Source organism: Paenibacillus sp. J22P165, from assembly GCF_059692015.1.
On record NZ_JCAUAP010000002.1, the window covers coordinates 349,954 to 372,091 of the forward strand.

Annotated in this window: 28 protein-coding genes and 1 tRNA gene; all 29 read right to left on the bottom strand. The window is 43.9% G+C overall.

Annotated elements, in window-relative coordinates; genetic code table 11:
* Positions 1-3 precede the first annotated feature (3 nt).
* Positions 4-1,551, bottom strand: coding sequence for an anthranilate synthase component I (trpE, locus tag AC58QM_RS05650; protein WP_497282114.1), 1,548 nt, complete (start codon positions 1,549-1,551; stop codon positions 4-6).
* Positions 1,552-1,841: 290 nt separating this feature from the next.
* Positions 1,842-2,228 carry a chorismate mutase gene (gene aroH, locus AC58QM_RS05655; protein ID WP_310223491.1) on the bottom strand — a complete coding sequence of 129 codons (387 nt, stop codon included), beginning with the start codon at positions 2,226-2,228 and terminating at the stop codon, positions 1,842-1,844.
* Between the two features lie 3 nt (positions 2,229-2,231).
* Positions 2,232-3,326, bottom strand: a complete 1,095-nt coding sequence (aroB, locus tag AC58QM_RS05660; RefSeq protein ID WP_497282115.1) for a 3-dehydroquinate synthase — start codon at positions 3,324-3,326, stop codon at positions 2,232-2,234.
* A 1-nt stretch (position 3,327) separates the two neighbouring features.
* Positions 3,328-4,491, bottom strand: coding sequence for a chorismate synthase (gene aroC, locus AC58QM_RS05665; protein WP_497282117.1), 1,164 nt, complete (start codon positions 4,489-4,491; stop codon positions 3,328-3,330).
* 267 nt (positions 4,492-4,758) lie between these two features.
* Positions 4,759-4,923 (bottom strand): hypothetical protein, encoded by a 165-nt coding sequence (locus AC58QM_RS05670; RefSeq protein WP_310223485.1) that lies wholly within the window; start codon positions 4,921-4,923, stop codon positions 4,759-4,761.
* Positions 4,924-5,015: 92 nt separating this feature from the next.
* On the bottom strand, positions 5,016-5,798 hold the full coding sequence (locus AC58QM_RS05675) for a CheR family methyltransferase (RefSeq protein ID WP_497282118.1): 783 nt from the start codon (positions 5,796-5,798) through the stop codon (positions 5,016-5,018).
* A gap of 127 nt (positions 5,799-5,925) precedes the next feature.
* Entirely contained in the window at positions 5,926-6,369 is a 444-nt protein-coding gene (ndk, locus tag AC58QM_RS05680) for a nucleoside-diphosphate kinase (RefSeq protein ID WP_497282120.1), read from the bottom strand.
* Positions 6,370-6,475: 106 nt separating this feature from the next.
* Positions 6,476-7,453: a polyprenyl synthetase family protein gene (locus AC58QM_RS05685; RefSeq protein ID WP_497282122.1), complete on the bottom strand. Its 978-nt coding sequence runs from the start codon at positions 7,451-7,453 to the stop codon at positions 6,476-6,478.
* Complete coding sequence (locus AC58QM_RS05690) at positions 7,450-8,313, bottom strand: menaquinone biosynthetic enzyme MqnA/MqnD family protein (RefSeq protein ID WP_497282124.1); 864 nt, start codon at positions 8,311-8,313, stop codon at positions 7,450-7,452. The genes AC58QM_RS05685 and AC58QM_RS05690 overlap by 4 nt, the downstream gene beginning before the upstream one ends.
* Positions 8,294-8,908, bottom strand: a complete 615-nt coding sequence (locus tag AC58QM_RS05695; RefSeq protein WP_497282126.1) for a UbiX family flavin prenyltransferase — start codon at positions 8,906-8,908, stop codon at positions 8,294-8,296. The genes AC58QM_RS05690 and AC58QM_RS05695 overlap by 20 nt, the downstream gene beginning before the upstream one ends.
* Positions 8,905-9,780, bottom strand: coding sequence for a UbiA-like polyprenyltransferase (locus AC58QM_RS05700; RefSeq protein ID WP_497282128.1), 876 nt, complete (start codon positions 9,778-9,780; stop codon positions 8,905-8,907). Before AC58QM_RS05700 ends, AC58QM_RS05695 begins: the two co-directional genes overlap by 4 nt.
* 6 nt (positions 9,781-9,786) lie before the next feature.
* On the bottom strand, positions 9,787-10,542 hold the full coding sequence (locus AC58QM_RS05705; protein ID WP_497282130.1) for a demethylmenaquinone methyltransferase: 756 nt from the start codon (positions 10,540-10,542) through the stop codon (positions 9,787-9,789).
* A 22-nt stretch (positions 10,543-10,564) separates the two neighbouring features.
* Positions 10,565-11,431, bottom strand: coding sequence for a heptaprenyl diphosphate synthase component 1 (locus tag AC58QM_RS05710; RefSeq protein WP_497282131.1), 867 nt, complete (start codon positions 11,429-11,431; stop codon positions 10,565-10,567).
* Positions 11,432-11,530: 99 nt separating this feature from the next.
* Positions 11,531-12,064, bottom strand: coding sequence for a hypothetical protein (locus tag AC58QM_RS05715; RefSeq protein ID WP_310223467.1), 534 nt, complete (start codon positions 12,062-12,064; stop codon positions 11,531-11,533).
* Positions 12,065-12,208: 144 nt separating this feature from the next.
* Positions 12,209-12,478, bottom strand: coding sequence for a trp RNA-binding attenuation protein MtrB (mtrB, locus tag AC58QM_RS05720; protein WP_497282133.1), 270 nt, complete (start codon positions 12,476-12,478; stop codon positions 12,209-12,211).
* Positions 12,479-12,555: 77 nt separating this feature from the next.
* Positions 12,556-13,482: a phosphatase PAP2 family protein gene (locus AC58QM_RS05725; protein WP_497282135.1), complete on the bottom strand. Its 927-nt coding sequence runs from the start codon at positions 13,480-13,482 to the stop codon at positions 12,556-12,558.
* 123 nt (positions 13,483-13,605) lie between these two features.
* A tRNA-Pro gene (locus AC58QM_RS05730) sits at positions 13,606-13,679 on the bottom strand.
* 165 nt (positions 13,680-13,844) lie between these two features.
* A complete protein-coding gene (locus AC58QM_RS05735; RefSeq protein WP_056614405.1) occupies positions 13,845-14,117 on the bottom strand; it encodes an HU family DNA-binding protein in 273 nt (90 codons plus the stop codon).
* A gap of 248 nt (positions 14,118-14,365) precedes the next feature.
* Positions 14,366-15,844 (bottom strand): stage IV sporulation protein A, encoded by a 1,479-nt coding sequence (gene spoIVA / locus AC58QM_RS05740; RefSeq protein ID WP_056614411.1) that lies wholly within the window; start codon positions 15,842-15,844, stop codon positions 14,366-14,368.
* Between the two features lie 250 nt (positions 15,845-16,094).
* Positions 16,095-16,838: a YphF family lipoprotein gene (locus tag AC58QM_RS05745; RefSeq protein WP_497282136.1), complete on the bottom strand. Its 744-nt coding sequence runs from the start codon at positions 16,836-16,838 to the stop codon at positions 16,095-16,097.
* A gap of 21 nt (positions 16,839-16,859) precedes the next feature.
* Positions 16,860-17,207 carry a 2Fe-2S iron-sulfur cluster-binding protein gene (locus tag AC58QM_RS05750; RefSeq protein WP_497282138.1) on the bottom strand — a complete coding sequence of 116 codons (348 nt, stop codon included), beginning with the start codon at positions 17,205-17,207 and terminating at the stop codon, positions 16,860-16,862.
* A 33-nt stretch (positions 17,208-17,240) separates the two neighbouring features.
* Positions 17,241-17,831, bottom strand: coding sequence for a nucleotidyltransferase domain-containing protein (locus AC58QM_RS05755; RefSeq protein ID WP_497282139.1), 591 nt, complete (start codon positions 17,829-17,831; stop codon positions 17,241-17,243).
* A gap of 25 nt (positions 17,832-17,856) precedes the next feature.
* The gene (locus AC58QM_RS05760) at positions 17,857-18,150 is read right to left on the bottom strand and encodes a 2Fe-2S iron-sulfur cluster-binding protein (RefSeq protein ID WP_497282140.1); all 294 of its coding nucleotides are present in this window, start codon (positions 18,148-18,150) and stop codon (positions 17,857-17,859) included.
* Between the two features lie 21 nt (positions 18,151-18,171).
* A complete protein-coding gene (locus tag AC58QM_RS05765) occupies positions 18,172-18,351 on the bottom strand; it encodes a DUF2768 family protein (RefSeq protein ID WP_497282142.1) in 180 nt (59 codons plus the stop codon).
* A gap of 98 nt (positions 18,352-18,449) precedes the next feature.
* Positions 18,450-18,731 (bottom strand): stage VI sporulation protein F, encoded by a 282-nt coding sequence (locus AC58QM_RS05770; protein ID WP_497282144.1) that lies wholly within the window; start codon positions 18,729-18,731, stop codon positions 18,450-18,452.
* A gap of 100 nt (positions 18,732-18,831) precedes the next feature.
* Positions 18,832-19,857 carry an NAD(P)H-dependent glycerol-3-phosphate dehydrogenase gene (locus AC58QM_RS05775; protein WP_497282146.1) on the bottom strand — a complete coding sequence of 342 codons (1,026 nt, stop codon included), beginning with the start codon at positions 19,855-19,857 and terminating at the stop codon, positions 18,832-18,834.
* 31 nt (positions 19,858-19,888) lie between these two features.
* Entirely contained in the window at positions 19,889-20,491 is a 603-nt protein-coding gene (gene plsY, locus AC58QM_RS05780; RefSeq protein ID WP_497282148.1) for a glycerol-3-phosphate 1-O-acyltransferase PlsY, read from the bottom strand.
* Between the two features lie 13 nt (positions 20,492-20,504).
* Positions 20,505-21,830 (bottom strand): ribosome biogenesis GTPase Der, encoded by a 1,326-nt coding sequence (der, locus tag AC58QM_RS05785; protein ID WP_068670360.1) that lies wholly within the window; start codon positions 21,828-21,830, stop codon positions 20,505-20,507.
* A 128-nt stretch (positions 21,831-21,958) separates the two neighbouring features.
* Positions 21,959-22,138, bottom strand: a complete 180-nt coding sequence (locus tag AC58QM_RS05790; RefSeq protein ID WP_310223443.1) for a capping complex subunit for YIEGIA — start codon at positions 22,136-22,138, stop codon at positions 21,959-21,961.

Here is a 22,138-nt window from a genome sequence, read left to right on the forward strand (position 1 = left end):
CTTCTATGAGTTAACAAAATAATCTTTGTTAATATCGCTTACAGGTCTTGGCTCAGGACTGAACATGGCTTCTGCCATACGAATTGATTTCAGCAAAGCCGTCGCTTTGTTCACGGTTTCTTGATATTCACTCTCAGGTACTGAATCCCAAACGATTCCCGCCCCTGCTTGCACATAGGCTTTGCCATTCTTGAAAACAATCGTCCGAATCGTAATACAAGTGTCCAAATTCCCGGAAAATCCTAGATAACCAATCGCACCAGCGTAAGAACCGCGAGATTCAGGTTCCAATTCAGCAATAATCCCCATCGCTCTCAGCTTCGGCGCTCCAGACACCGTGCCTGCAGGCATACAGGAAAGGAAAGCATCAAAGAAATCTTTATCTTTCGCTATCTTACCAGACACATTCGAAACGATATGCATCACGTGCGAGTAGCGTTCAATGTCCATAAACGTATCACATTTGACAGTACCGAATTCCGACACACGCCCGATATCATTGCGTCCTAGATCAACCAGCATCAAATGCTCCGCACGTTCTTTCTCATCCGCAAGCAATTCAAGCTCTAATGCATGGTCTTCCTCTGGTGTTTTGCCTCTAGGTCTTGTTCCAGCAATTGGCCTCGTTTCTACTTTTTCTTCCTCAACACGTACCAGCAGCTCGGGGGATGTACCGACAATAACCTCATCATCCATTTTTAACACGTACATATAAGGCGAAGGATTCATTGTTCGAAGTACACGATACACCTGCAAAGGAGAAACGGTCGTTTCCATTTCAAAACGCTGCGATAGCACGACTTGGAATATATCGCCGGCACGAATGTATTCTTTCGCTTTGTTTACATTGGCGATGTACTTTTCTTTCGTAATATTGGAGCGAATTTCACCCAGTTCTGGTTCAGATACAATTGGATTATGCGTCATCGTATCTGATTTAAGTGGACGTTTAATCTTCTCAATCGTCGCATCGATTTTCTCACAGGTTGCTTGATAGGCTTTCGCGATATCCGCATCCGTTGCGAATTGGGGCACATGTATGTTTGCAATCACTTTAATCTGCTGTTTGAAATGATCAAACACAATAACCTGGTCACAGAACATGAATTGAATATCATTCATTTGCAAGTCATCAATCTGATGAGCCGGCAGTTTCTCATAGTATTGCAATAAATCATATCCGAAGAATCCAACCGCACCGCCTGTAAAACGAGGAAGGTCAGCAAGCTGAGGGCTGGAGTAGGAACGAAGATAAGCCTTCAACACTTCGATCGGTTTCTCATCCGTAACTTTCTTTTCGGACCCCGTTTCGACCGTTGTTTTTCCATGCTTCGCCGTGATCATTAAGAAAGGATCGCTTCCTAAGAAGGAATAACGTGCCCATTTCACTCCTCCTTCTACGCTTTCTAAAAGGAAAGCACGGGGCTCTTGGTACAAATGTTGGAACACACGTATTGGCGTTTCGGTATCTGCTAGTAAATGACGCACCACTGGGATAAGATTATAATCTTTGGACAAACGAATGACTTCTTGCAACTCAGGTGTATACATGGAAACATCCCCTCTCAGCTTGTGAGCTACTCGTCTTTGCGGCGCTCAAAACTCTATTCGAATACAAAAAAACCTCTACCAGGGGTAGAGGTTGACTTTAGTTTCAGTAGACGATCAGGATGAATGTGAAAAAAAATAATGAGGGCTGGGTATGAGTAAATAGACGATCCCCTATGGGAACGAACCTATGGTCATACAGCTGCTACTTTACTTTTTCTCATCTCAACTCGGCTCTGCTCTACTCGACTAAACTCTGCTCTACTAACCTAAACTCATCTAAATTCACTATACTACCGTGTAGCTTCATTTGTCAATTTAACAATATCAGGCCGAAGCGCTTTCGCTTCTTTCAAATACACATGGTTGATCTCTGCTTGGGTTTTGGTCGTGTTCACCTGCACCATCAAGCGAATACATTTTGGTAATGCATTCTCAACCGGCACTTCTAATGAACACATTAGCGGTACAAGTTCCCAGCCTACCAACGTACGAATAGCTCTTGCTGGAAACGTTGCCGTAATATCTTCCGTAACTGTAATGAAAACCGATCCAATATCTTCTGGAAGGAAATCATTGGCTTCTACAATTGCTTGAAGAAGCTCACTCGTAGCTGAAAGTATTTCATCTGCATCATTGTGTTGAACTGTTGTCGCGCCGCGAATTCCCCTTAAGTACATCGGTTATTTCTCCCCTTTTAGAAGGTCAACAATTTCTCTGACTTGCTGTGCCGTTACGTCCTTGCGGATCTCGACTTTACCAATTTCGGTAGGAATGATGTACACCATCGTACCTTCTTTGAACTTCTTATCATGCATCATGGCACTCATAATGCGATCTGTATCCAAATGCGAAGGAATGGCTACTGGCAGCCCATATTTCTCAAATAAACCTTTGGTCACCGTATGAATATCTTCGCTGTAGCCGAACTGTTGAGCAAGCTTTGCAGCGCCAACCATCCCAATAGCGATGGCCTCACCGTGAAGCAACTCACCATAGCCCGCTACGGCTTCTAGTGCATGTCCGATCGTATGTCCGAGGTTTAATATCGCACGGAGATCATTCTCTCGTTCATCCTGCGATACCACGATGGCTTTCACCTGACAACCTATATAAAGCGCATAACTTAACGCTTCTGGATCTAACGTCAGCAGCTTGTCTGCGTTTTCATCGCACCACTGTGTAAAAGCGGCATCCCAGATCAAGCCATGCTTGATCACTTCAGACAGGCCTGCCTTCACTTCGCGCTCAGGCAAAGTCAACAGCAAGTCGATGTCGAAGAGGACTAGCTCCGGCTGGTGAAACGCCCCGATGATGTTCTTCGCCATCGGGTGATTGACCGCTACCTTGCCGCCGACAGAGCTGTCGTGGGCAAGGATCGTCGTCGGGATCTGCACGAAGCGGATCCCGCGCATGAAGCTCGCCGCGGCGAAGCCGGCGAGATCGCCGACCACGCCTCCTCCGAGGGCAATGATCGCAGAATTGCGATCAAGGCCGGCCTGGAGGGCGGCAGTGACGATTCCCTCGAGCTGCGCGAGGGATTTGGATGTTTCGCCTGCGGGCACGACGCAGGCTGTCGCGGCGAAGCCGCCTTCACGGAGCAGCGTCAGGACGCGCTCCAAGTGTAGTGCCGCCACCGATTCGTCGGTGACGATGAGCAGCGGCGACTTGCGGCTAAGCTTCGCGCGGTCGAACAGCGCCGTGATATTGGTAAGAATGCCTTGGCCAATATAAATGGGATAAGACCGTTCTCCAAGCTCTACGGTAAGTTCTCTCATTTTAGTAGTTCTCCACTTGCTTGAGGAAATTCGTTAAGTTCGTACGAATTTCTTCGATGGAATCTCCGCCGAATTTATCCAAGAAAGCATTCGCCACTTCCCAGGCAATTACGTTTTCCATAATCACGCATGCTGCTGGCACGGCACAAGTGTCGGAACGCTCTACTTGCGCTGTGAATACTTCCTTCGTATCAATATCCACGCTTTGCAATGGCTTGTACAACGTCGAGATTGGCTTCATAACACCGCGCACGATGATTTGCTCGCCAGTCGTCATACCACCTTCAAAACCGCCTGCACGATTCGTTCTGCGTCTGAAGCCTTCTTCTTGCGTGTACAAGATTTCGTCATGTACATTGGAGCCTCTACGCTCTGCTGCTTCAAAACCAATACCGAATTCAACACCTTTGAATGCTTGAATGGAAAGCACCGCTTGTGCAATTTTGCCATCCAATTTGCGATCCCATTGAACATGGCTGCCTAGTCCAACTGGCACACCTTCAATAATAACTTCAACAATACCACCCAATGTATCGCCATCTTCTTTGGCAGCATCAATCGCAGCGATCATTTTGGCTTCTGCTTCTTTATCCACTACACGAACTGGTGATTCTTCCGTAATACGAATGAGCTCATCAACTGGCAGTTCTTGACGCTCTACTTCTACATCGCCGATTCGAATAACTTGTCCAGCTACTTTGATCCCGAACTCAGCTAGTAATTGACGCGCTACTGCACCCGTAGCAACGCGCATTGTTGTTTCACGCGCACTGGATCTTTCCAAAATATTACGTAAATCTTTTTGATTATATTTAAGTCCGCCGTTTAAATCCGCATGTCCAGGACGAGGACGATTGACGCGACGTTTACCTTCATTATCTTCTTCAACGGGTTCGATACCCATAACCGAAGTCCAATGTTTCCAGTCATTGTTTACAACGACTAAAGCGATTGGTGCTCCTGTTGTTTTACCATGGCGCACACCACCTGCAATGGTAGCTGTATCTTTCTCGATTTGCATCCGACGACCACGACCATAGCCTTTTTGACGTCTATGTAATTGATGGTTCAAGTCTTCAAAGTTAAGGGTTACATTACTTGGGAACCCTTCAATAATCGCAGTGAGCTGCGGTCCATGCGTTTCACCTGCTGTTAAATATCTCACAATCCGTTACCCCCTAAGAATTTTACGAAGAACATGGAACTCCGTATATAAACATAATAGTATGGAAAAACCGAGCATACTTACTTCGTGTGCTAACGTTGAGAATGTTGCAGCACCAAGCACTTTAGCGCTTTGACGCGCGATTATCTGTTGTCATTATAGTATAGGTATTCAGGTTTGGCAACAACACAAATGCAAAAACACGCTTCACAGGTCGGGGACATTCCCTTCCGCGTAAGCGTGTCATCAACTAGACAGGAGCTAGTATTACCCGTGCATAGGCTGCTTCTGGACAACCCTCTGAGGCTCACAAAGCTGAGGATCATTCATTAGACCCGTAATTTGTGAGGAATCGACTCCTAAAATTTGAGCACATTCTTGAATGGAAATCATTCCTCTGCGATAAGCGGTAATCACCTTGCGTTTGTCCATGATAGCCCCCTAAGCGTGTATGCATTGTGCAAAGCGCGACATTTCTCTCACTTTGCATTGCTACATCTTAGTATTGGAAGATAAGGAAGATCTTATACACCCTTTTTGCGATAAAAGAACGTTTCGGCAGCCTCTAAATCATATTGACCAGGCGAGAAAATTTGCTCTGTGGAACCGACGAAAAGCAAACCGCCAGGTTTAAGGGCTTTGGCAAACTTTTGATAAAGGACATGCTTTGCTTCTTCTGTGAAATAGATGATTACATTCCGGCAAACGATAAGATCGTAACCACTATCAAACGTGTCGACGAGTAAGTTTTGCTTTTGGAATTTCACTGCTTTTTTGAGTTCATCTGAAACATGAAACATGAGACCATCTTGCTTAAAATATTTCTTCACATAAGCAGCCGGAACATCGCGCACGGAGCGGTCCAAATACATGCCTTTACGCGCTTTCTCCAAAGCGCCATCGTCAATATCCGTCGCGTGTAAGGTCGTCTCACCCAGCGCCCCTTGTTCAGCTAAGATCATAGCTAACGTGTATGGCTCTTCCCCTGTCGAACAGGCGGCACTCCAAATTTTTAACCTACGATTACGTTTTAGCATTTCTGGAATAAATTTTTGCTCCACGAGCTCCCAACGATTCGGATTCCGCCAAAACTCAGAAACATTGATCGTCATCCGATCCAGAAACTCATAGAAGAGTTCTTTATCTTTCATCATAGCTTCAAAAAAAGAAATAAACGTATTGTAACCCCGCTTCATCCGCAAGGTAGTTAATCGTCGCTTCATTTGCGCTTCTTTATACAGCGCAAGATCAATGGACGTGTGTTCCTTTATCTTTTTAATAAATAGTAAAAAATCTTGATCTTCCATGCTGTCCACCCACCTTGATCAGTATCTACCCTGATACTTTCTGTGTGGATTTACCAAAATCCTTTATATAACAACAAAAAAGAACCTGTATCCCCATCAGATACCAGATTCTTTGGTTAAGTAGTTGTTAGATCCATTCTTGTATGTTTTTCGTATACATGTGAATTTCACTAGGCTGAAAGAAGTTATTAATTTCACGTTCGGCGCTTTCAGGTGAATCAGACCCATGAATCAGATTGAGATTCGTATGTACGGCGTAATCTCCGCGAATGGTTCCAGGTGCGGCTTCAAGCGAATTTGTTTTGCCAATCATTGTTCGGGACAAAGCGATAACTTGATCACCATGCCATACCATGGCAAAGACAGGGCCTGATGTAATAAAATTCACAAGTCTTTCGAAAAAATCTTTTCCTTTATGCTCTGCATAGTGTATCTCCGCCTGCTCACGGCTAATGACCGTCAGCTTGCTGCCAATCAATTGGAAACCCTTTTGTTCAAAGCGCTTAACAATCTCGCCGACAAGCCCCCGCTGCACACCATCTGGTTTAACCATGAGAAATGTTTTTTCCATTGAAAGACTACCTCCTTAAAGTTTTCGCCAGAAAACTGACTTCGTAAGCATCCACTTAAGTTTTCGTCAAAAAAATGACTTCTTAAGCATCCACTTCACGTTAACGTTAATACGATCGATTCCCAATGAAATAAGCGACTTCAATGAGATCCTTCTTCGCTTGGATATCTGGCAGGTTGTCTAACGACGAAATCGCTTTATCAATATAAAGCTGAGAAAGTCGATCGGCTTCCTTAATGCCAGCGCTGCCGCGGATCATTTCTAGGAATCGACTCACATCTGTTTGTCCATCCAGTTTATGGATTCGATCCAGTTCTGTCAATATCATCGGTTTCAAAACAGGATCTTGGAGGGTCAGCAATACGGGTAATGTGATATTCCCCTGCTTAACATCGCTCCCAGGCGGCTTCCCAATTTGCTTCTCCGTTCCGATTAAATCCAGAATATCATCTCTAATTTGGAAGGCCATACCTACATTATAGCCAAAATTATACAATTTAGTGCTCACCTGATCAGAAGCCCCTGATGCCATCGCTCCTAATTGACATGAAATCGCAATTAACAAAGCAGTTTTACGGCGAATGCGCAGTAAATAATCACGAATGGTTTGCTCGGAATGAAAGAAAAATCGAATCTGTTCCATCTCGCCAATGGACATTTCCACAATAGCTTTGGACATAATCTGATGAACTTTGGGATTCGGGATCTGAGTAATCACACCTAGCGCTCTAGCAAATATATAATCACCTGTAAACATAGCAATGCGATTATCCCATTTGGAACGTACCGTCAATTGACCACGTCGCGTGTTAGCATCATCGATAACATCATCATGGACAAGGGAGGCCATATGGATCAGCTCTAATGGCACGGCTACGTTTTTCATCGTTTGCAGTTGATAATTGCCAAATTCACCTGATAACAGGACGAAAACGGGTCTAATCCGTTTCCCTCCTGCTTTAAGTAGATGGATCGAGGTTTCTCTTAGTAAAGAATGATCGTTATTAACACTCTCTTCGAGTTCTTTCTCGATCGCTGAAATATCTCTTCTTTTTCTAGAATAAATATCCAACAAGTTTTTCATTCTGTCACCCGTGCCACTTTATTATCTTCCCAAATGCCTATTTGAACTGGTTTGGGTAAGAAACCTAGCTCGTAACAGTACTGATAATACGAAGTAAGTCCTTCCCACTGTTCAGCCGCGAAATCATAACACAATGTATGAAAATAATGATGCCAATAATCCGCGTTGCCGCCAACAGTAGCTTGCGCCTCTTCTATCATGAATTTCGGATCGCGATGCGCTTTTTCTTTACTTGCTTTGAATGCCTCATAAACGGTAGCTACAAGCTCAGGATATTTACGAATCGTTTCCTTACGAATTGCCCAGACGGCAAATGACATCCATTTCCCTGTCCATTTGGCCCATTCTTGACCTAGATCAGTAATCATATACTTTTGATTACGCCAACTTTCCTTAATCGCATCGTCCCCAATGAGGAGTGCAGCATCTGCTCCCTCCATCATTTGATCCAAGCTTGGCTTCGCATACTCATACGTCGGTTTGCCATTATAAAACTTCTCAATAATGATTTTAAGTAAATTCACAGACGTTGCTGATGTCGTCGGAAGGATGATCTTCCCGTTTACGATTTCACGCAGTGGTTTGTCATGGAATAACAGAATTGAATTCACTTCACCATATGAGCTTACGGATAGGTCAGGGAAAAGCATATAATCTTCAAAATATTGTCCATATGAAAAAGAAGAAATTGGCCCCATATCAATCCGGCCTTCCGCCATTGCTTGATTGAGTGATGTAGGGACTTGCTCAATAATATCGACTTCCGAACTGTTCATCAATTCTGGAAAATAAAAATAGATCGGCCATACATTTGTATAGTTGATTCGACCAATTCGGATTTTAGGGTCTAGGTTGCTCATTCGTATCTCCCCATCTCCGGTACAAGGAATGTTCAATCTCCATACTATCCATTACTTTGCCTACCAAAAAATCAACCATCTCATCGATTGAGCGCGGATGATTATAGAAGGCTGGCATAGCCGGAATCATTCGCACACCCATTCTTGTTAGGGTAAGCATATTTTCTAAATGTATAGCATGCAAAGGTGTTTCCCTTGGCACCAGAATTAATTTTCTTCCTTCTTTTAACATGACATCCGCGGTACGTTCAAGTAAGTTATCGGATGATCCATGCGCAATACCGGATAACGTCCCCATTGAACATGGAATGACAACCATCCCCTTGGTTCGAAATGAACCGCTGGCAACTGTCGCACCTATATTCGCTACGGGATGATATTCAAATGAACCTGCTCGTCCCCCGAACTGCTTTTCGAGGACATCCTGACGTTTCGTGACGCTCCAGTCCAACTCGTCCTGCAGGACACGCCATCCAGCATCCGTAATAATAAGATGTACATCTAAACCAAGATCCAACAAAACTTCACACAACCGTACGCCATAAATAGCTCCACTCGCACCCGTAATTCCAATAACCCAGTTTCCGCTGCTCATGAGTGTTGGCTTACTAAGACATCAAGTAATGTGAATGTGAACATAACTAAACTTAAAACACCATTCATCGTGAAAAAAGCCGTGTTTAATTTGGATAAATCCTGTGGTGTAACGAGTCTATGTTCTTTAAACAGCAAGATATAAGCAATAACTAGCCCGACTAAATACAACCAACTCAAATGCGTGATAAAGAATAAGGAGACTAATCCGATTGCAGTCAAAACATGAAGCACACGAGCTGTTTGCAAAGCTGCTTTAATGCCAAATCGACTAGGCAGAGAGTGCAAGCCTTCTTTACGATCAAAATCTGCATCCTGACAAGCGTAAATCAGATCAAATCCTGCGCTCCAGCAAGCAACCGTTAGGAAAAAGATGATCGAAGACCACGTAAATTGACCAGTAACCGCAATCCAGCCACCTAATGGAGCAAGACCTAGCGTCAAACCTAGAACGAAATGGCAGGTCCATGTGAATCTTTTGGTATACGAATAAATGACAAGAAAGAATACAGCTATTGGAAGCAGCTTCATAGACAACGTGCTTAGATGATAGGTTGCCCAGAAAAGAACTGCAAACGAGATGATGATATAGATAATGACTTGTGGGACTGAAATAAGCCCGGCAGGAATAGCACGATTCACCGTCCGAGGATTGCGTTTGTCAATCGCTTGGTCAATAACACGATTCAACGCCATCGCGGCAGTTCTTGCCCCTACCATAGCTAACGTAATCCAACCAATTTGTGCCCAACTCGGCAGATGCCCATGTAGTACCACGGAACCAAGAATAGCTCCCATGAAGGCAAAGGGTAAAGCAAACACGCTGTGTTCAAATTTAATCATTTCAAGAAAAATCTTCAATTTAGTAAACATATGCTGTTACACTCCTGATTTCGTTTTACCTTTAGTCCCTACATGTAAAGCTGCTACACCGCCAAAGAGCGGGTGGGCTTGTACCTGATCTAAACCATTCTTTGCGAAGATCGCTGCAAGTTGTTTATGATCTGGAAATGTAATTAGGGACTCCGGTAACCATTTGTATTGCTCATATTTTTTGACAATCAATTTACCAAGGAAGGGCATGATATGCCGGAAATAGATATAGTATAAGGACTTGAACGGCTGCCAGGTTGGTTTAGATAGCTCTAAAGACACAACTAGCCCTCCGGGCTTAACGACACGTTGCATTTCTCTGATGACTTGTTCTAGATCGGGAACATTACGCAGGGCAAACCCGATTGTGGCAAAGTCAAAAGTATTGTCGTCAAACGGAAGACTCATCGCATTTCCTTGTATAAGCTCGATCTGCTGATCTAAGCGCAATTGTTTTACTTTCTCCGCTCCAAAATCCAGCATGTTCTGGCTGAAATCTAAGCCAACCATTTTCCCAGTACCACTGGCTTGCGCAAGACTTATTGTCCAGTCACACGTACCACAGCATAGATCGATTGCTGTATCCCCTGGCTGTACATTCATCTTCTTCATCGCAAATTTGCGCCATGCTTTATGCCGGTTAAAACTAATAATATTATTCATCAAATCATACTTAGGCGCGATACTTTCAAAGACACCATGGACAAACTCTTCTTTGCTCTTAGCTTTTTTGTTGTCGGTATTTGTTTTACTTACACTCATTACCCAGGTCCCCTTAATCCCCTTAAATTTCTTCTAATACTTTGGGCTTCTCCCCAGTAAATCGTAAAAAGGGCTCTCCCATGTGAAAGAGTTCACTTTGTAGCATGTCCGAATCAAGCTTCTTAATATAGTCCTGCAATTGCTTGGTATGAAGGTTAAGCAATTGATACAATTGCGAAGAGATACTGTATTTATGCAAAAGAGTGCGAACCTTTGTTGTATCAACTTCTTCAACTTGCAGCTGCTTTCGCTCTTCTTTGGTGCCATTCTGGTTAATATGCCAATATCCCCAGCTACCTCTAAACTTCGAAGTTGACTCCATACAGAAAATTTCATTAAATAATAGTTCACATCTCACAAAGCTTCTCAAAATATCAGGCCATGCTGGCTTGTGTGTTTCGGACATGACTTCTGAAAAAGACAAAAACAGCTGAGATTTGATTTCCACCATATGGTGAATGTAATCTTCTGCCGTCAGTTTCAGCTGTTTCATTTTCATATAGCTGCTCATCTTAAGCCGATTGACTTCACAGATCGCATTCGAAAGTTGCTTAATCATATCAATCTGTCCCGTTTTGGCTAGGAGATGATAAAATCTGGCACTAAAGTAGTCCCCTGCCAGCACCTTCAACTGCCTTGATCTAGATGCCTTCTTCTCCTTGACTTCATTGGATGCTGTCACAAGATCATGGGTATCGAGGCCAAGCTGGACAAGTGCAGTAGCTAAGGTAAATAATTCACTTAATGAACTTAGTTTGTTATCTTCATTCAAGAATGCAAACAACAGACGTGTGCGCAACTCAGGAAAATCGGGCAAGTCTGTGTGAATTTGGATCATATCATACTCCGTGTACTGCTTAGCGATCTCAGGGATCCGATAAGAATTCATGCAAAAGCCTCCGTAACCGTATGCCAAATCTCATTTTATAAACCTCGATGTCTCAATCCAAATTATTATAGCATAACAAGTTAATAGAAGCACAATAAATTATAGCGGATATTTTTGCTGCCATTTAGAGGTATATGTGATTCGAAAGCGGTTCTGCAACTCCTGCTCCAATTGAATTAAACTTAATTCAGAAGGTTTCTTCTCCATATCCTTTCCATATTCTCGCTGCGCTACCATAGCAAGGACGAGCTGTGTTGAAGTTGTATCTGCAGCTCCTGAATAATCGATGATGCGTACCCATACTTGATCTACATTCTTCGTATTGATAAGCATCGTTTGCGCAATGGTATATAAGTCCCGATAAACGGCAATCGTATCCGCATTTTTGGGCAAGCTCAAGTCAAGTGACAATCGTGTTGCACTCAGCTCCACCTTCCGAATCCGCAGCTGCAGCGGAATTTGAACGAGCAGATCCGCTAGATTATTCTCAGTCAACTGACCGCCTCGATTATTGGACCACGTGTAAGCAGAACTCAAGCCTGAAGAAAGATCCATCTTCGGCAGCATGGATAAACTTATCGCAACAACAACAGAAATACCAAGCGTCATCACAATGCGCATCGACCATTTCACATTCAACACCTCCTAAGCATATGCAGGAGCCAAATAACCCACAGGTTATTCCCAATGACAAGTCCTATACACCATTGTACAAATAAAAAAAGCAGGCTATGCCTGCTTTTGTCCAAATAACAACACTTATTTGTTGATTCACTCTTACTCTTCTGTATCGATCGTTCCAAACTTCGTCATAATCAATGCCTTACCTCTCACTTTTACCGCGGAGGTATGCTCCGTAAACTGAGCAATCATGACTTCGCCCTTATCCAGCTTCTCTGTATGATGAAAACGTGTGTCTTGTCCACGTGTTAATCCAATCACATGAACACCATTGTCTTTGGCTTTAATCACGAAGTACTCATTACCATTCGAGTTCGAATTCGCGTTCGACTGATTGGACTGATTCGATTTATTCGATTGTTCCATAGTTATCCTCCGTTCTTCCCTATCCTTCATCCCTATATCTAATGATGCCAAAAATAGTAACCGGAAGTCAACATGTCCTAGACGGATATTTCAGTAGAAGATGAATTTGTGCGTTTTCGGTAAAAATGTTTGAATCTGGCCGGCAACACATGTGTGGTACCTAGTCGTATGATGAGATCCGTTAATTTCACCGTGCCATATGCGAATAACATACCTGCACAAACATCAATCACCCAATGAATTTGCAAATATAACGTTGAGAAAATAATCGCTGAGCAATAGGTAACCATCATGTATTTAAAAATGCGGTCCTTCTCACGAAGCGCCAGAAGGAGCATGGCGAATGAAATGGAGGTATGCATACTAGGAAAACAATTCATGACGGCTACTAATAGAGAGTTTTCATCCGCGAATACGCGATGCAGCAAATCTGGTTGTTTATTTACATACCACACTTCATGGAGCAGGATGAGATTATAGAAGGGTAAAATGAGCGGAAATTGCAGCATATGTCCCGACAGCGCATAGGACAGCATTTTTTTCACACTGCGTGTCCAAAAACTTCTCACAATACAAATCCAAAGTGATAGCACAAAGCCATAGTTATACACCCACACCATTGCTCGATCTAGAAAAGGGTTAGCAATCCATCTGGCCCATCCTCCAGAGTTCAGCGGAATGGCATTCATATAACTATCCCAGCGCCAAGGGTGGCGATTATTTTCAAACATCCAGTTGGCGATCTTCCACCAGAATCCGTTCCCTGTCCCATAAAAATAATAAAAAATACCCAATAGTGGTATTCCTATCAAAAAAAAACGTTTCCAATCCACGTCAATCTGATCCTTCCGAACACCTAACAGACAGATACATAACAATATCCAGCATTCTGTACTCCAGTTGCCAACGGTCCCAATACGCCAGATCAAGTAAATCGAAGCAATAATACCAAACATTGTCCAATCCTGTGACTTCACAAGCTCATTCAACTTCAACTTATTCACAACCGGTACCCCCTACGTCTTCCAAGAAAAGAATTTCTAGACATCTATTCCTAGCTGAAATTGAACTGCGTCTGTATTCTTGGCAATAGAAAAAGACATCGAACGCCGATGTCTTTGTGATAATCGGAGTAACACGATTTGAACGTGCGACCTCACCCACCCCAAGGGTGCGCGCTACCGAGCTGCGCCATACCCCGTCATTCCCCGTTTACTGCCAAGAATAACGCTTTCACTTTTGTAATTATAGTAGGAGAATTTCATATTGTAAAGCCATATTAAGGGAAAACAAATAAAGCCGTCCCCCCATTCCGGGGTCACGGCTTTATAATTATGTAACGTTCAATCCTATGTATAAATACAAATTATTGAATGCCATCTTTAAGTGCTTTACCAGGTTTGAAAGCTGGGATTTTGCTAGCTGGGATATCAATTTCTCCACCAGTCTGTGGATTGCGTCCTTTACGAGCAGAACGTTCACGAACTTCGAAGTTACCAAATCCAACCAATTGCACTTTATCTCCACCTTGCAATGCTTCAGAAATTGCATCAAAAACAGCATCTACTGCTTTCGTTGCGTCTTTCTTGGAAAGCTCAGATGTTTCCGCAACTTTGTTGATCAATTCAGATTTATTCATGCCATTCACCTCCCCCCAAAATTTCTCACTTCCGTTACTTCCTGTTTTCACCGTTTTCTCAGAAATTATACATAAACCGCTGAAAAATCGTTGATTTTCTAAGCAAAATGAACTTTGAAAGCAGACGAATAAATTCATAGTAATACACTCAGGGAGCAATTTCAAGTATCTATTTCCAATTTATGTGGGTCTTTCCGCTAAGAAACGACAAAAAACACTCTTTCGAGTGTTTTTTTGTCCACATTTACCTACAAAATAATGGCAATCAAGCCACCAGAGCCTTCGTTAATAATGCGGCCAAGTGTTTCTTGAAGTTTGTATCTCGCGTTGTCTGGCATTTGAGCCAGCTTGCCTTGTATGCCTTCTCGCACAATCGAGTGCAGCGATCTTCCGAAGATATCAGACTCCCAAATCTTCAGCGGATTATCCTCGAAGTCCTGCATCAGATAGCGCACTAGCTCTTCGCTTTGTTTCTCCGTTCCGATAATCGGTGAGAATTCGGATTCAACATCCACTCGGATCATATGGATCGAAGGCGCGGTAGCTCTCAAGCGAACACCGAATCTGGAACCTTGACGGATTAACTCAGGCTCATCCAGCGCCATCTCCGCTAACGTAGGAGGCGCTATCCCGTAGCCAGTTGTTTTGACCATCTCAAGGGCTTCAGCGAACTGATCATATTCCCTCTTCGCATGTGTGAAATCCTGCATGAGCTGAAGGAGATGATCCTTCCCGCGAATCTCGACACCCACGACCTCAACGAGAATGCGGTCATACAGTTCATCCGGTGCAAAGAGATCAATCTCAGCTACACCCTGACCCATATTCAGACCAGCCAATGCCGCCTTGTCGATAAACTCATATTCAGCAAATTGACTGACAACTCGGTCAACATCACGTAAGCGTCTGATATCCTGTACCGTATCGCGAACGGATGCTTCGAACTGTGTGCGCAGCCAATGATTCTCATCCAGCACCATCACCCAGCTAGGCAAGTTCACATTCACTTCATGCACTGGGAACTCATACAGCACTTCACGCAGCACAGAGACCATTTCTTCTTCTCCGGCGCTGGCTACACTCATTGTCACAACAGGAACATCATAGCGGCTTTGCAGCTCGCTGCGAAGCTCAAGTGCAGGTTCACTATTAGGTTTCTGAGAGTTAATGATCACAATGAACGGTTTCCCGACTTCTTTGAGCTCATTAATGACTCTTTCCTCAGCCAGTACATAGGATGACCGCGGGATATCCGAAATCGTGCCATCTGTTGTAACAACAACACCTAATGTGGAATGCTCTTGAATGACTTTCCGAGTTCCGATTTCTGCCGCTTCTTGGAAAGGAATCGGCTCATCGAACCATGGCGTATTGATCATCCGAGGTCCGTTCTCGTCTTCATAGCCTTTGGCGCCATCGACTGCATATCCAACACAATCAACAAGGCGAACATTGACGTTCAGTCCCTCGGCCACAGAAATTTGAACCGCCGTATTCGGTACGAATTTCGGCTCCGTTGTCATAATCGTGCGGCCAGCAGCGCTCTGCGGGAGTTCATCGGTAGCCCGGATCCTATCCGCTTCGCTTTGAATGTTCGGCAGCACTACAGATTCCACAAAACGTTTGATAAAGGTTGATTTCCCTGTCCGGACTGCTCCGACAACCCCCAGGTAAATGTCCCCTCCCGTTCGTTCTGCAATGTCCTTAAAGATATCCACTTTCTCCAAGAGAATCCCTCCTACAGTTTGGTCGTCAACTGACGCTAATGACGGTAACAATTGACTACTCGTACATTCATTTGGACTAGTAAAAATATATGTACTTTCGATAGAAATATGATAGATGCGTTTCAACTTTTTTTCGCTCATATTTTATGAAGCACATACGGCTTTCGAAAGAATATATGATCTGTCGGTTGCGCTTATTCTATAAAGACAAAAAAACCTCCACCAGTTTTGGAGGAGGTTAGCTGTATAACTACTTTTGCGGCATAGGTTGATTATCCTTCCAGGCATAGGCAACGCTTCGAATCGGCACAAAATAGGATTTTTCTACGAGAATCTGCCTCAAATCCTGACCTGGCTTCAACGAATTGCTCAATGCATTATTCTGAATAAACGTGTTGATATCCATCGCATAATCAATGGAAACCTCACCCGTTTGCTTATTTAATATATACGTTATCTTATTTTTCCGATTATAAACCGACTTAATCTCGGACTCCTTCATCCCTAGCAACTTGAAATCAACATAAGCAAATGCGTCATTCTGAGATACCGTTTGCGGCATATTGCCACCATGCTTCACAATGTAATCATTCACTTTCTTCTGAACATCTTCCACACTTTGATAGGCGGATAGGTCCATCAGCTTTACAACGGGTTTCGTTTCGGCGTCCACGAGTACATAGATGAATACACCCCCGCTTTCAAAAGCATTTGCAGGCACGGTACTCAGTAGATTCATTTTTTTCAGTTTCGGAAAATCAATCACATATTTCTCATAGAGTGGCGTTGACATCTCACTATTTTTAATGGGAAGCACGCCTGACTTCTCGTGAAAGGCATCGACAGCTTGTTGAACCACAGTAATAAATTCAGCGGGATTAATTTGATTTTCTTTTCGGAGCTCTTGTGGGTAGGCACAGCCTGTAAGCAAAATAACCAAGATAAGCGCCAGAAGCAAGCTTCTACCTTGGGTCCATCTTCGATTTATTGTCACAACTCAACCATCCTATCTGGTCTAAAATAAGTCATTGTCTTCGGCTTGTCTCGCAAGTTGCGCACGAATAGCTGCCTTTAACGGATCCTCTGGAATGTGAACCTCTACAGCACCTGTTACACGCGCCTGACAGGCAAGTCGAACTCCCTCATGAACCAAGGAACCCAGCTTCAAGCGTTCGTTCGTATTCATCGGAGCAAGACCACTTTGATCGTTAACCTTCACTTTACACATTAAACAGGCAGCCTTTGCTCCGCAACGCGTACGGATGTGAACCTTCGCCCTATTGCCAGCATCCAGCAAAGATGTGCCAGGTCTCACTTTAATTTTTTTGTTATCTGGCCAAAAATGAACCTCATATATACTCATAATCGTCACCTTCTTAGCGGACCGTCTATCTGACTATCGGTTCCAATCTAGCATTTCGTTCATCTTTTCCTGAAATTCATGACCCCATTGATTCCGGTTTATCAATTCACCCAAAGCCTTCATATGTTGATCAGGATATGCTTTCATGGTCCTAAGAATCGGTTCATAGCGATCTGGCCTGTTGCGCAGTACATTGAAGAGAAACTCATGCGCGAGCGGCATCCTTGGAACCTCTTGTCCCTCGACATGAACAGGGGAATAGTAGTTTTCCCTTAAATAGCTGACTTCGACCTGATACATCGAATCTAAAGCTTTTACTTTAAAATCACCAACAACTTCAACGAGATGCCCCTCGATGTTATAGTGACTTAGAATGGACGCATATATGGAGGTTTCACTCAATTCTGGACGATCCGTCGCGTAAGGTTCAAGCAACATATGCACCGTCTGAACATCCTTCAGATCGATATAGATATCCAAATCTCTAGGTGTTCTCCCTATATCGACGTTGTGCAGGAGTAAACCACAGCTACCGCCTATCAACCATTGAACGTTATGAGCTTGCTGTAACCGAGTATGAATAGTCGAAATCGACGGGAGTAGTGGCTCCAGCAGTTTCATCATGCCCACACCTTTCAGGCAGTAATTTTTAAAAATAAGGTTTATGTGTCACTGAAATCGTGCCTTCTTGCTTTACTACGCATTGACAGGCTAGTCGGTAGCCTTGTTCCAGCTCTTCTGGCTCTAGACGATCTTCTTCCGCCTCTGATGCCTCAGAAAGCAGCTCACGGCCTTCTGCTACATAGCAGCGGCATCTCGCGCAAGTTCCTCGCGTACAGGAGAACCCCCATTCCACATCTGCCTTCAAGGCATGATCCAGAATGGTTAAGCCTGTTTCCGGTGTTAGTTTAACTTGCGTTTTGCGTGTTTTCAACTCTAACATGATGATCTCCCCTCTGGTTGTTTAAAACAAAGAAGACAGCATAAATAGCAATATAGGGATAAACATCAAAAAGGCAATAAGCGATAAAACACCGCGCCACCATCCATTTGTTCTTGTTCGAGCATATGAAATTAGAAAGGAAGCAACAACCATCAATCCCATGGCTACAAATGAGGCCCACATTTTGTCTAAAGATGACATATTCTAAACTCCTTATGTAAAAATCAAAAATGAAACACATGTAAGTATAGCACAGAATGAGAAAAAAGCATAAAGGGGATGAGACCCCTTCATGCTTCTTATTTCTTACCCATCATCATGCTCATTAATTGCTGCATATTGTTGGTATCAAGTTTACTGCTTTTTACTGCTTGAATGATATCATTAATCGTTTCTTCCGATACCTTGACATTCACTAATCCAGATACCTGTTTAATGAGAGCTCTTAATTGAACTTCACTCTGCAAGGTAGATGGTTTCACTCCACTTGCAATTTTTTCGATATCTTTAGATGTAACGGATTTGCCCGTCTTCTTCTTGACTACACTTAATACATCCTTCGACATATCTTTATTCGCCAATTATGCCGCCTCCTATACCCTAAGCTAATGAGAACTCCTGATAGGGTATAGTATGAGTGCGGAGAAGATCTGGTGTAGGCTATCTCCAACCTTTTGTTGCTTATCGTGTCATCGGTAATTCTTCCATCTCGTGCGTACGCACACGTCCCATTAGATCGCGCGCTGCCAGCTGTGGAGATTTCCCCTCGAATAACACATTATGTAATTCAGTTGTAATTGGCATTGTGACCTCATACCGGCTTGCGAGATCATAAGCTGCTTTCGTCGTCTTGACGCCTTCCACAACCATGCCCATCTCTTTGAGTACCTCATCTAAAGGAATACCCTTAGCCAATTTATTGCCTGCCCGCCAATTACGACTATGTCTACTTGTACATGTAGCGATCAAATCACCAATTCCAGCTAATCCAGCAAAAGTAAGCGGGTTCGCCCCCATTGCTGTGCCTAGTCGCGTAATTTCCGCAAGCCCTCTGGTCACAAGTGCTGCTTTCGCATTATCGCCAAAATCCAAGCCATCCGTCAGCCCGGCACCAAGACCGATAATATTTTTCAAAGCACCGCCTACTTCAACACCGGTTACATCCGGATTCGTATAGACTCGGAAGTATCGCGTAATGAGCAAGTCTTGAGCCGCCTCAGCAGCTTGTAAATCCTCTGCAGCGACAACAACGGTTGTCGGCATTTTGCAAATGACCTCTTCCGCATGACTAGGTCCAGAAAGGACGACAAATCGCTTTGGATCCATTTCTGGCAACTCGTCTGCAAGCACTTCGGTCATACGCTTCAGAGTTCCCGTTTCAAAGCCCTTCGTGGCGTGAATGATGAGGGTCTCTTTCTTCAGAAAAGGACGCATCCTAGAAGCCACTTCACGCATGCCTGAAGAAGGAACAACCATGATGATCGCATCTGCATCCTGCACAGCATCTTGCAACGAATTAGTCGCTATAATCGATGGAGAAAGCGAAATCTCCTTGAGAAAACGACTGTTCGTGTGCTTTTCATTGATTTCCACTACTTGTTCTTCATTACGAGACCATAGCAGTACTTCTTTCCCATTATCCGCCAATACCGAGGCGAGTGCCGTCCCCCAACTTCCAGCTACAAGGACCGATACTTTTTGTGTCACGGTTACCCCTCCTACGTGTAGTTGTATTGCGTTAGGCTCTTTTCTGGCCCAGCTTGTTTTCTTTTCCTTGAATAAGCTTTACAATGTTCGTCCGATGACGCAAAAATGCAAAGGCGCACAGCAATATGCTAATCCACAAAACAGGCAACGGCCGGTCCATCCCCCAAATAAGAAAAGGTAAGAGTGCTGTAAGAATGAGGGAACCGAGCGATACAAAGCGTGTGATAGCAATGATAAGGATTGCTGTAAGGCCAGCGATCAAAGTAGGAACGAAACAAAGCGTTGCCATGACACCAATGGTGGTAGCAATGCCTTTACCACCACGGAAGCCAAAGAATACTGGCCAATTATGCCCTACAATGGCTGCTAAACCACACAGAACGCGAATCCAGATGTCATCTGGTCCTGGGGCAGCCCATACACCCAACAGGACAGCAACGACGCCTTTCAACGCATCCAGCAGAAGGACGAGGATTGCAGGACCTTTCCCCAGTACGCGAAGCGTATTCGTTGCCCCTGCGTTCCCACTGCCGTGTTTGCGAATATCAATTCCCTTAAACCATTTTCCGAATAAATAACTAAAGCTTATGGATCCTAGTAAATAGCCCACTACAATTGTTATTATCGAAAGCAATGTACAACATCTCCTATTCTTTGTCCGAAGTTTTTCTTCGGCTCAAGATGCGAATGGGCGTTCCTTCAAAGCCGAAAGCTGCACGGATTTTGTTATCCAAATAACGCTCGTACGAGAAATGCATAAGCTCGGGCTCATTCACGAAAAGAACGAAGACTGGCGGCTTCACAGCCACTTGGGTCACATAGTTAATCCGCAGACGCTTCCCTTTGTCCGTTGGTGGCGGATTATAGGCAACAGCATCGGAAACAACATCATTAAGTAGATGAGTTTGTACACGCAATGCATGATTTTCAGCCACTTGAACGATAACTGGCAGCAACTTGTGAAGACGCTGAGTCGTTTTGGCTGATACAAATACAATCGGTGCGTAGCTCAAGAACAAGAAATGATCACGGATTGTTGTCGTGAAATGTTGCATCGTCTTATCATCTTTCTCTACTATGTCCCATTTATTTACGACAATGACAATCGCTTTTCCTGCTTCGTGCGCGTAACCAGCAATATGCTTATCTTGATCAATAATTCCTTCTTGACCATCGATTACAACCAATACCACATCCGCACGCTCGATGGCTTTCATTGCACGCATAACACTGTACTTCTCTGTGTTCTCGTACACCTTGCCACGCTTACGCATACCCGCGGTATCGATGATGACGAACTTCTGTCCATCACGTTCAAACGGTGTATCAATGGCGTCACGCGTTGTACCCGCAACGTCGCTCACGATAACTCGTTCTTCACCAAGAATCGCATTCGTCATGGACGATTTCCCGACATTCGGACGACCGATCAAGGCAAATTTAACAACTTCTTCACCGTACTCATCATCTGTTTTATCCGGGAATAAGTTACATACGACCTCAAGAAGATCGCCTATCCCAATACCGTGCGAACCGGAAATCCCAACAGGGTCACCGAAACCAAGGGAATAAAACTCATAAATATCATCTTGACGCGCCAAATTATCGACTTTGTTCACTGCCAGAACGACTGGCTTCTTGGAACGGAACAATAACTGCGCTACTTCTTCATCTGACGGAGTTACGCCTGCTTTCGCATCAACCATGAACACGATAACATCCGCTTCTTCAATCGCAAGCTCAGCTTGCACACGCACCGATTTTAAGATGACGTCTTCACCGTCAATTTCAATACCGCCTGTATCAATAACACTGAACGACGTATTCAGCCACTCACCAACACCATATAAACGATCCCGTGTAACACCTGGTTTATCTTCTACGATCGCCATACGATCGCCTACGATTCGGTTAAAAATGGTGGACTTCCCGACATTAGGTCGGCCTACAATTGCAAGTACGGGTCTAGCCAATTTATATCACTCCTTCGAATTCCATGAATTCCATGGAAAAATACGCAACTTACATCATAACAAAAAAGACGCGCCTTGGCTAATCTGTTTTGAGACTTGCTCCAAGGAGATCCCATCATTTGCGGTTTTTAGCCATGTTTCACCAAAATCATCGTGCCATTTTTCAAATCATGGGCATTCGCATCTAACATTTTTTCCAAAGAAAATGCCATTCTCTGAAGCTCATCCTCCCCGTCAACAACAAAGATCGGAGCACCGCCAGCAATGCGTTCTTTCGTTAATGTTACAATTGCGAGGATCTGTGACAT

Coding starts and splice junctions, on each gene's coding strand:
- trpE (WP_497282114.1), bottom strand. CDS start 1,551: ATGTATACACCTGAGTTGCAAGAAGTCATTCGTTTGTCCAAAGATTAT.
- aroH (WP_310223491.1), bottom strand. CDS start 2,228: ATGTACTTAAGGGGAATTCGCGGCGCGACAACAGTTCAACACAATGAT.
- aroB (WP_497282115.1), bottom strand. CDS start 3,326: ATGAGAGAACTTACCGTAGAGCTTGGAGAACGGTCTTATCCCATTTAT.
- AC58QM_RS05670 (WP_310223485.1), bottom strand. CDS start 4,923: ATGGACAAACGCAAGGTGATTACCGCTTATCGCAGAGGAATGATTTCC.
- AC58QM_RS05675 (WP_497282118.1), bottom strand. CDS start 5,798: ATGGAAGATCAAGATTTTTTACTATTTATTAAAAAGATAAAGGAACAC.
- ndk (WP_497282120.1), bottom strand. CDS start 6,369: ATGGAAAAAACATTTCTCATGGTTAAACCAGATGGTGTGCAGCGGGGG.
- AC58QM_RS05685 (WP_497282122.1), bottom strand. CDS start 7,453: ATGAAAAACTTGTTGGATATTTATTCTAGAAAAAGAAGAGATATTTCA.
- AC58QM_RS05690 (WP_497282124.1), bottom strand. CDS start 8,313: ATGAGCAACCTAGACCCTAAAATCCGAATTGGTCGAATCAACTATACA.
- AC58QM_RS05695 (WP_497282126.1), bottom strand. CDS start 8,908: ATGAGCAGCGGAAACTGGGTTATTGGAATTACGGGTGCGAGTGGAGCT.
- AC58QM_RS05700 (WP_497282128.1), bottom strand. CDS start 9,780: ATGTTTACTAAATTGAAGATTTTTCTTGAAATGATTAAATTTGAACAC.
- AC58QM_RS05705 (WP_497282130.1), bottom strand. CDS start 10,542: ATGAGTGTAAGTAAAACAAATACCGACAACAAAAAAGCTAAGAGCAAA.
- AC58QM_RS05710 (WP_497282131.1), bottom strand. CDS start 11,431: ATGAATTCTTATCGGATCCCTGAGATCGCTAAGCAGTACACGGAGTAT.
- mtrB (WP_497282133.1), bottom strand. CDS start 12,478: ATGGAACAATCGAATAAATCGAATCAGTCCAATCAGTCGAACGCGAAT.
- AC58QM_RS05735 (WP_056614405.1), bottom strand. CDS start 14,117: ATGAATAAATCTGAATTGATCAACAAAGTTGCGGAAACATCTGAGCTT.
- AC58QM_RS05750 (WP_497282138.1), bottom strand. CDS start 17,207: ATGAGTATATATGAGGTTCATTTTTGGCCAGATAACAAAAAAATTAAA.
- AC58QM_RS05755 (WP_497282139.1), bottom strand. CDS start 17,831: ATGATGAAACTGCTGGAGCCACTACTCCCGTCGATTTCGACTATTCAT.
- AC58QM_RS05760 (WP_497282140.1), bottom strand. CDS start 18,150: ATGTTAGAGTTGAAAACACGCAAAACGCAAGTTAAACTAACACCGGAA.
- AC58QM_RS05765 (WP_497282142.1), bottom strand. CDS start 18,351: ATGTCATCTTTAGACAAAATGTGGGCCTCATTTGTAGCCATGGGATTG.
- AC58QM_RS05790 (WP_310223443.1), bottom strand. CDS start 22,138: ATGTCACAGATCCTCGCAATTGTAACATTAACGAAAGAACGCATTGCT.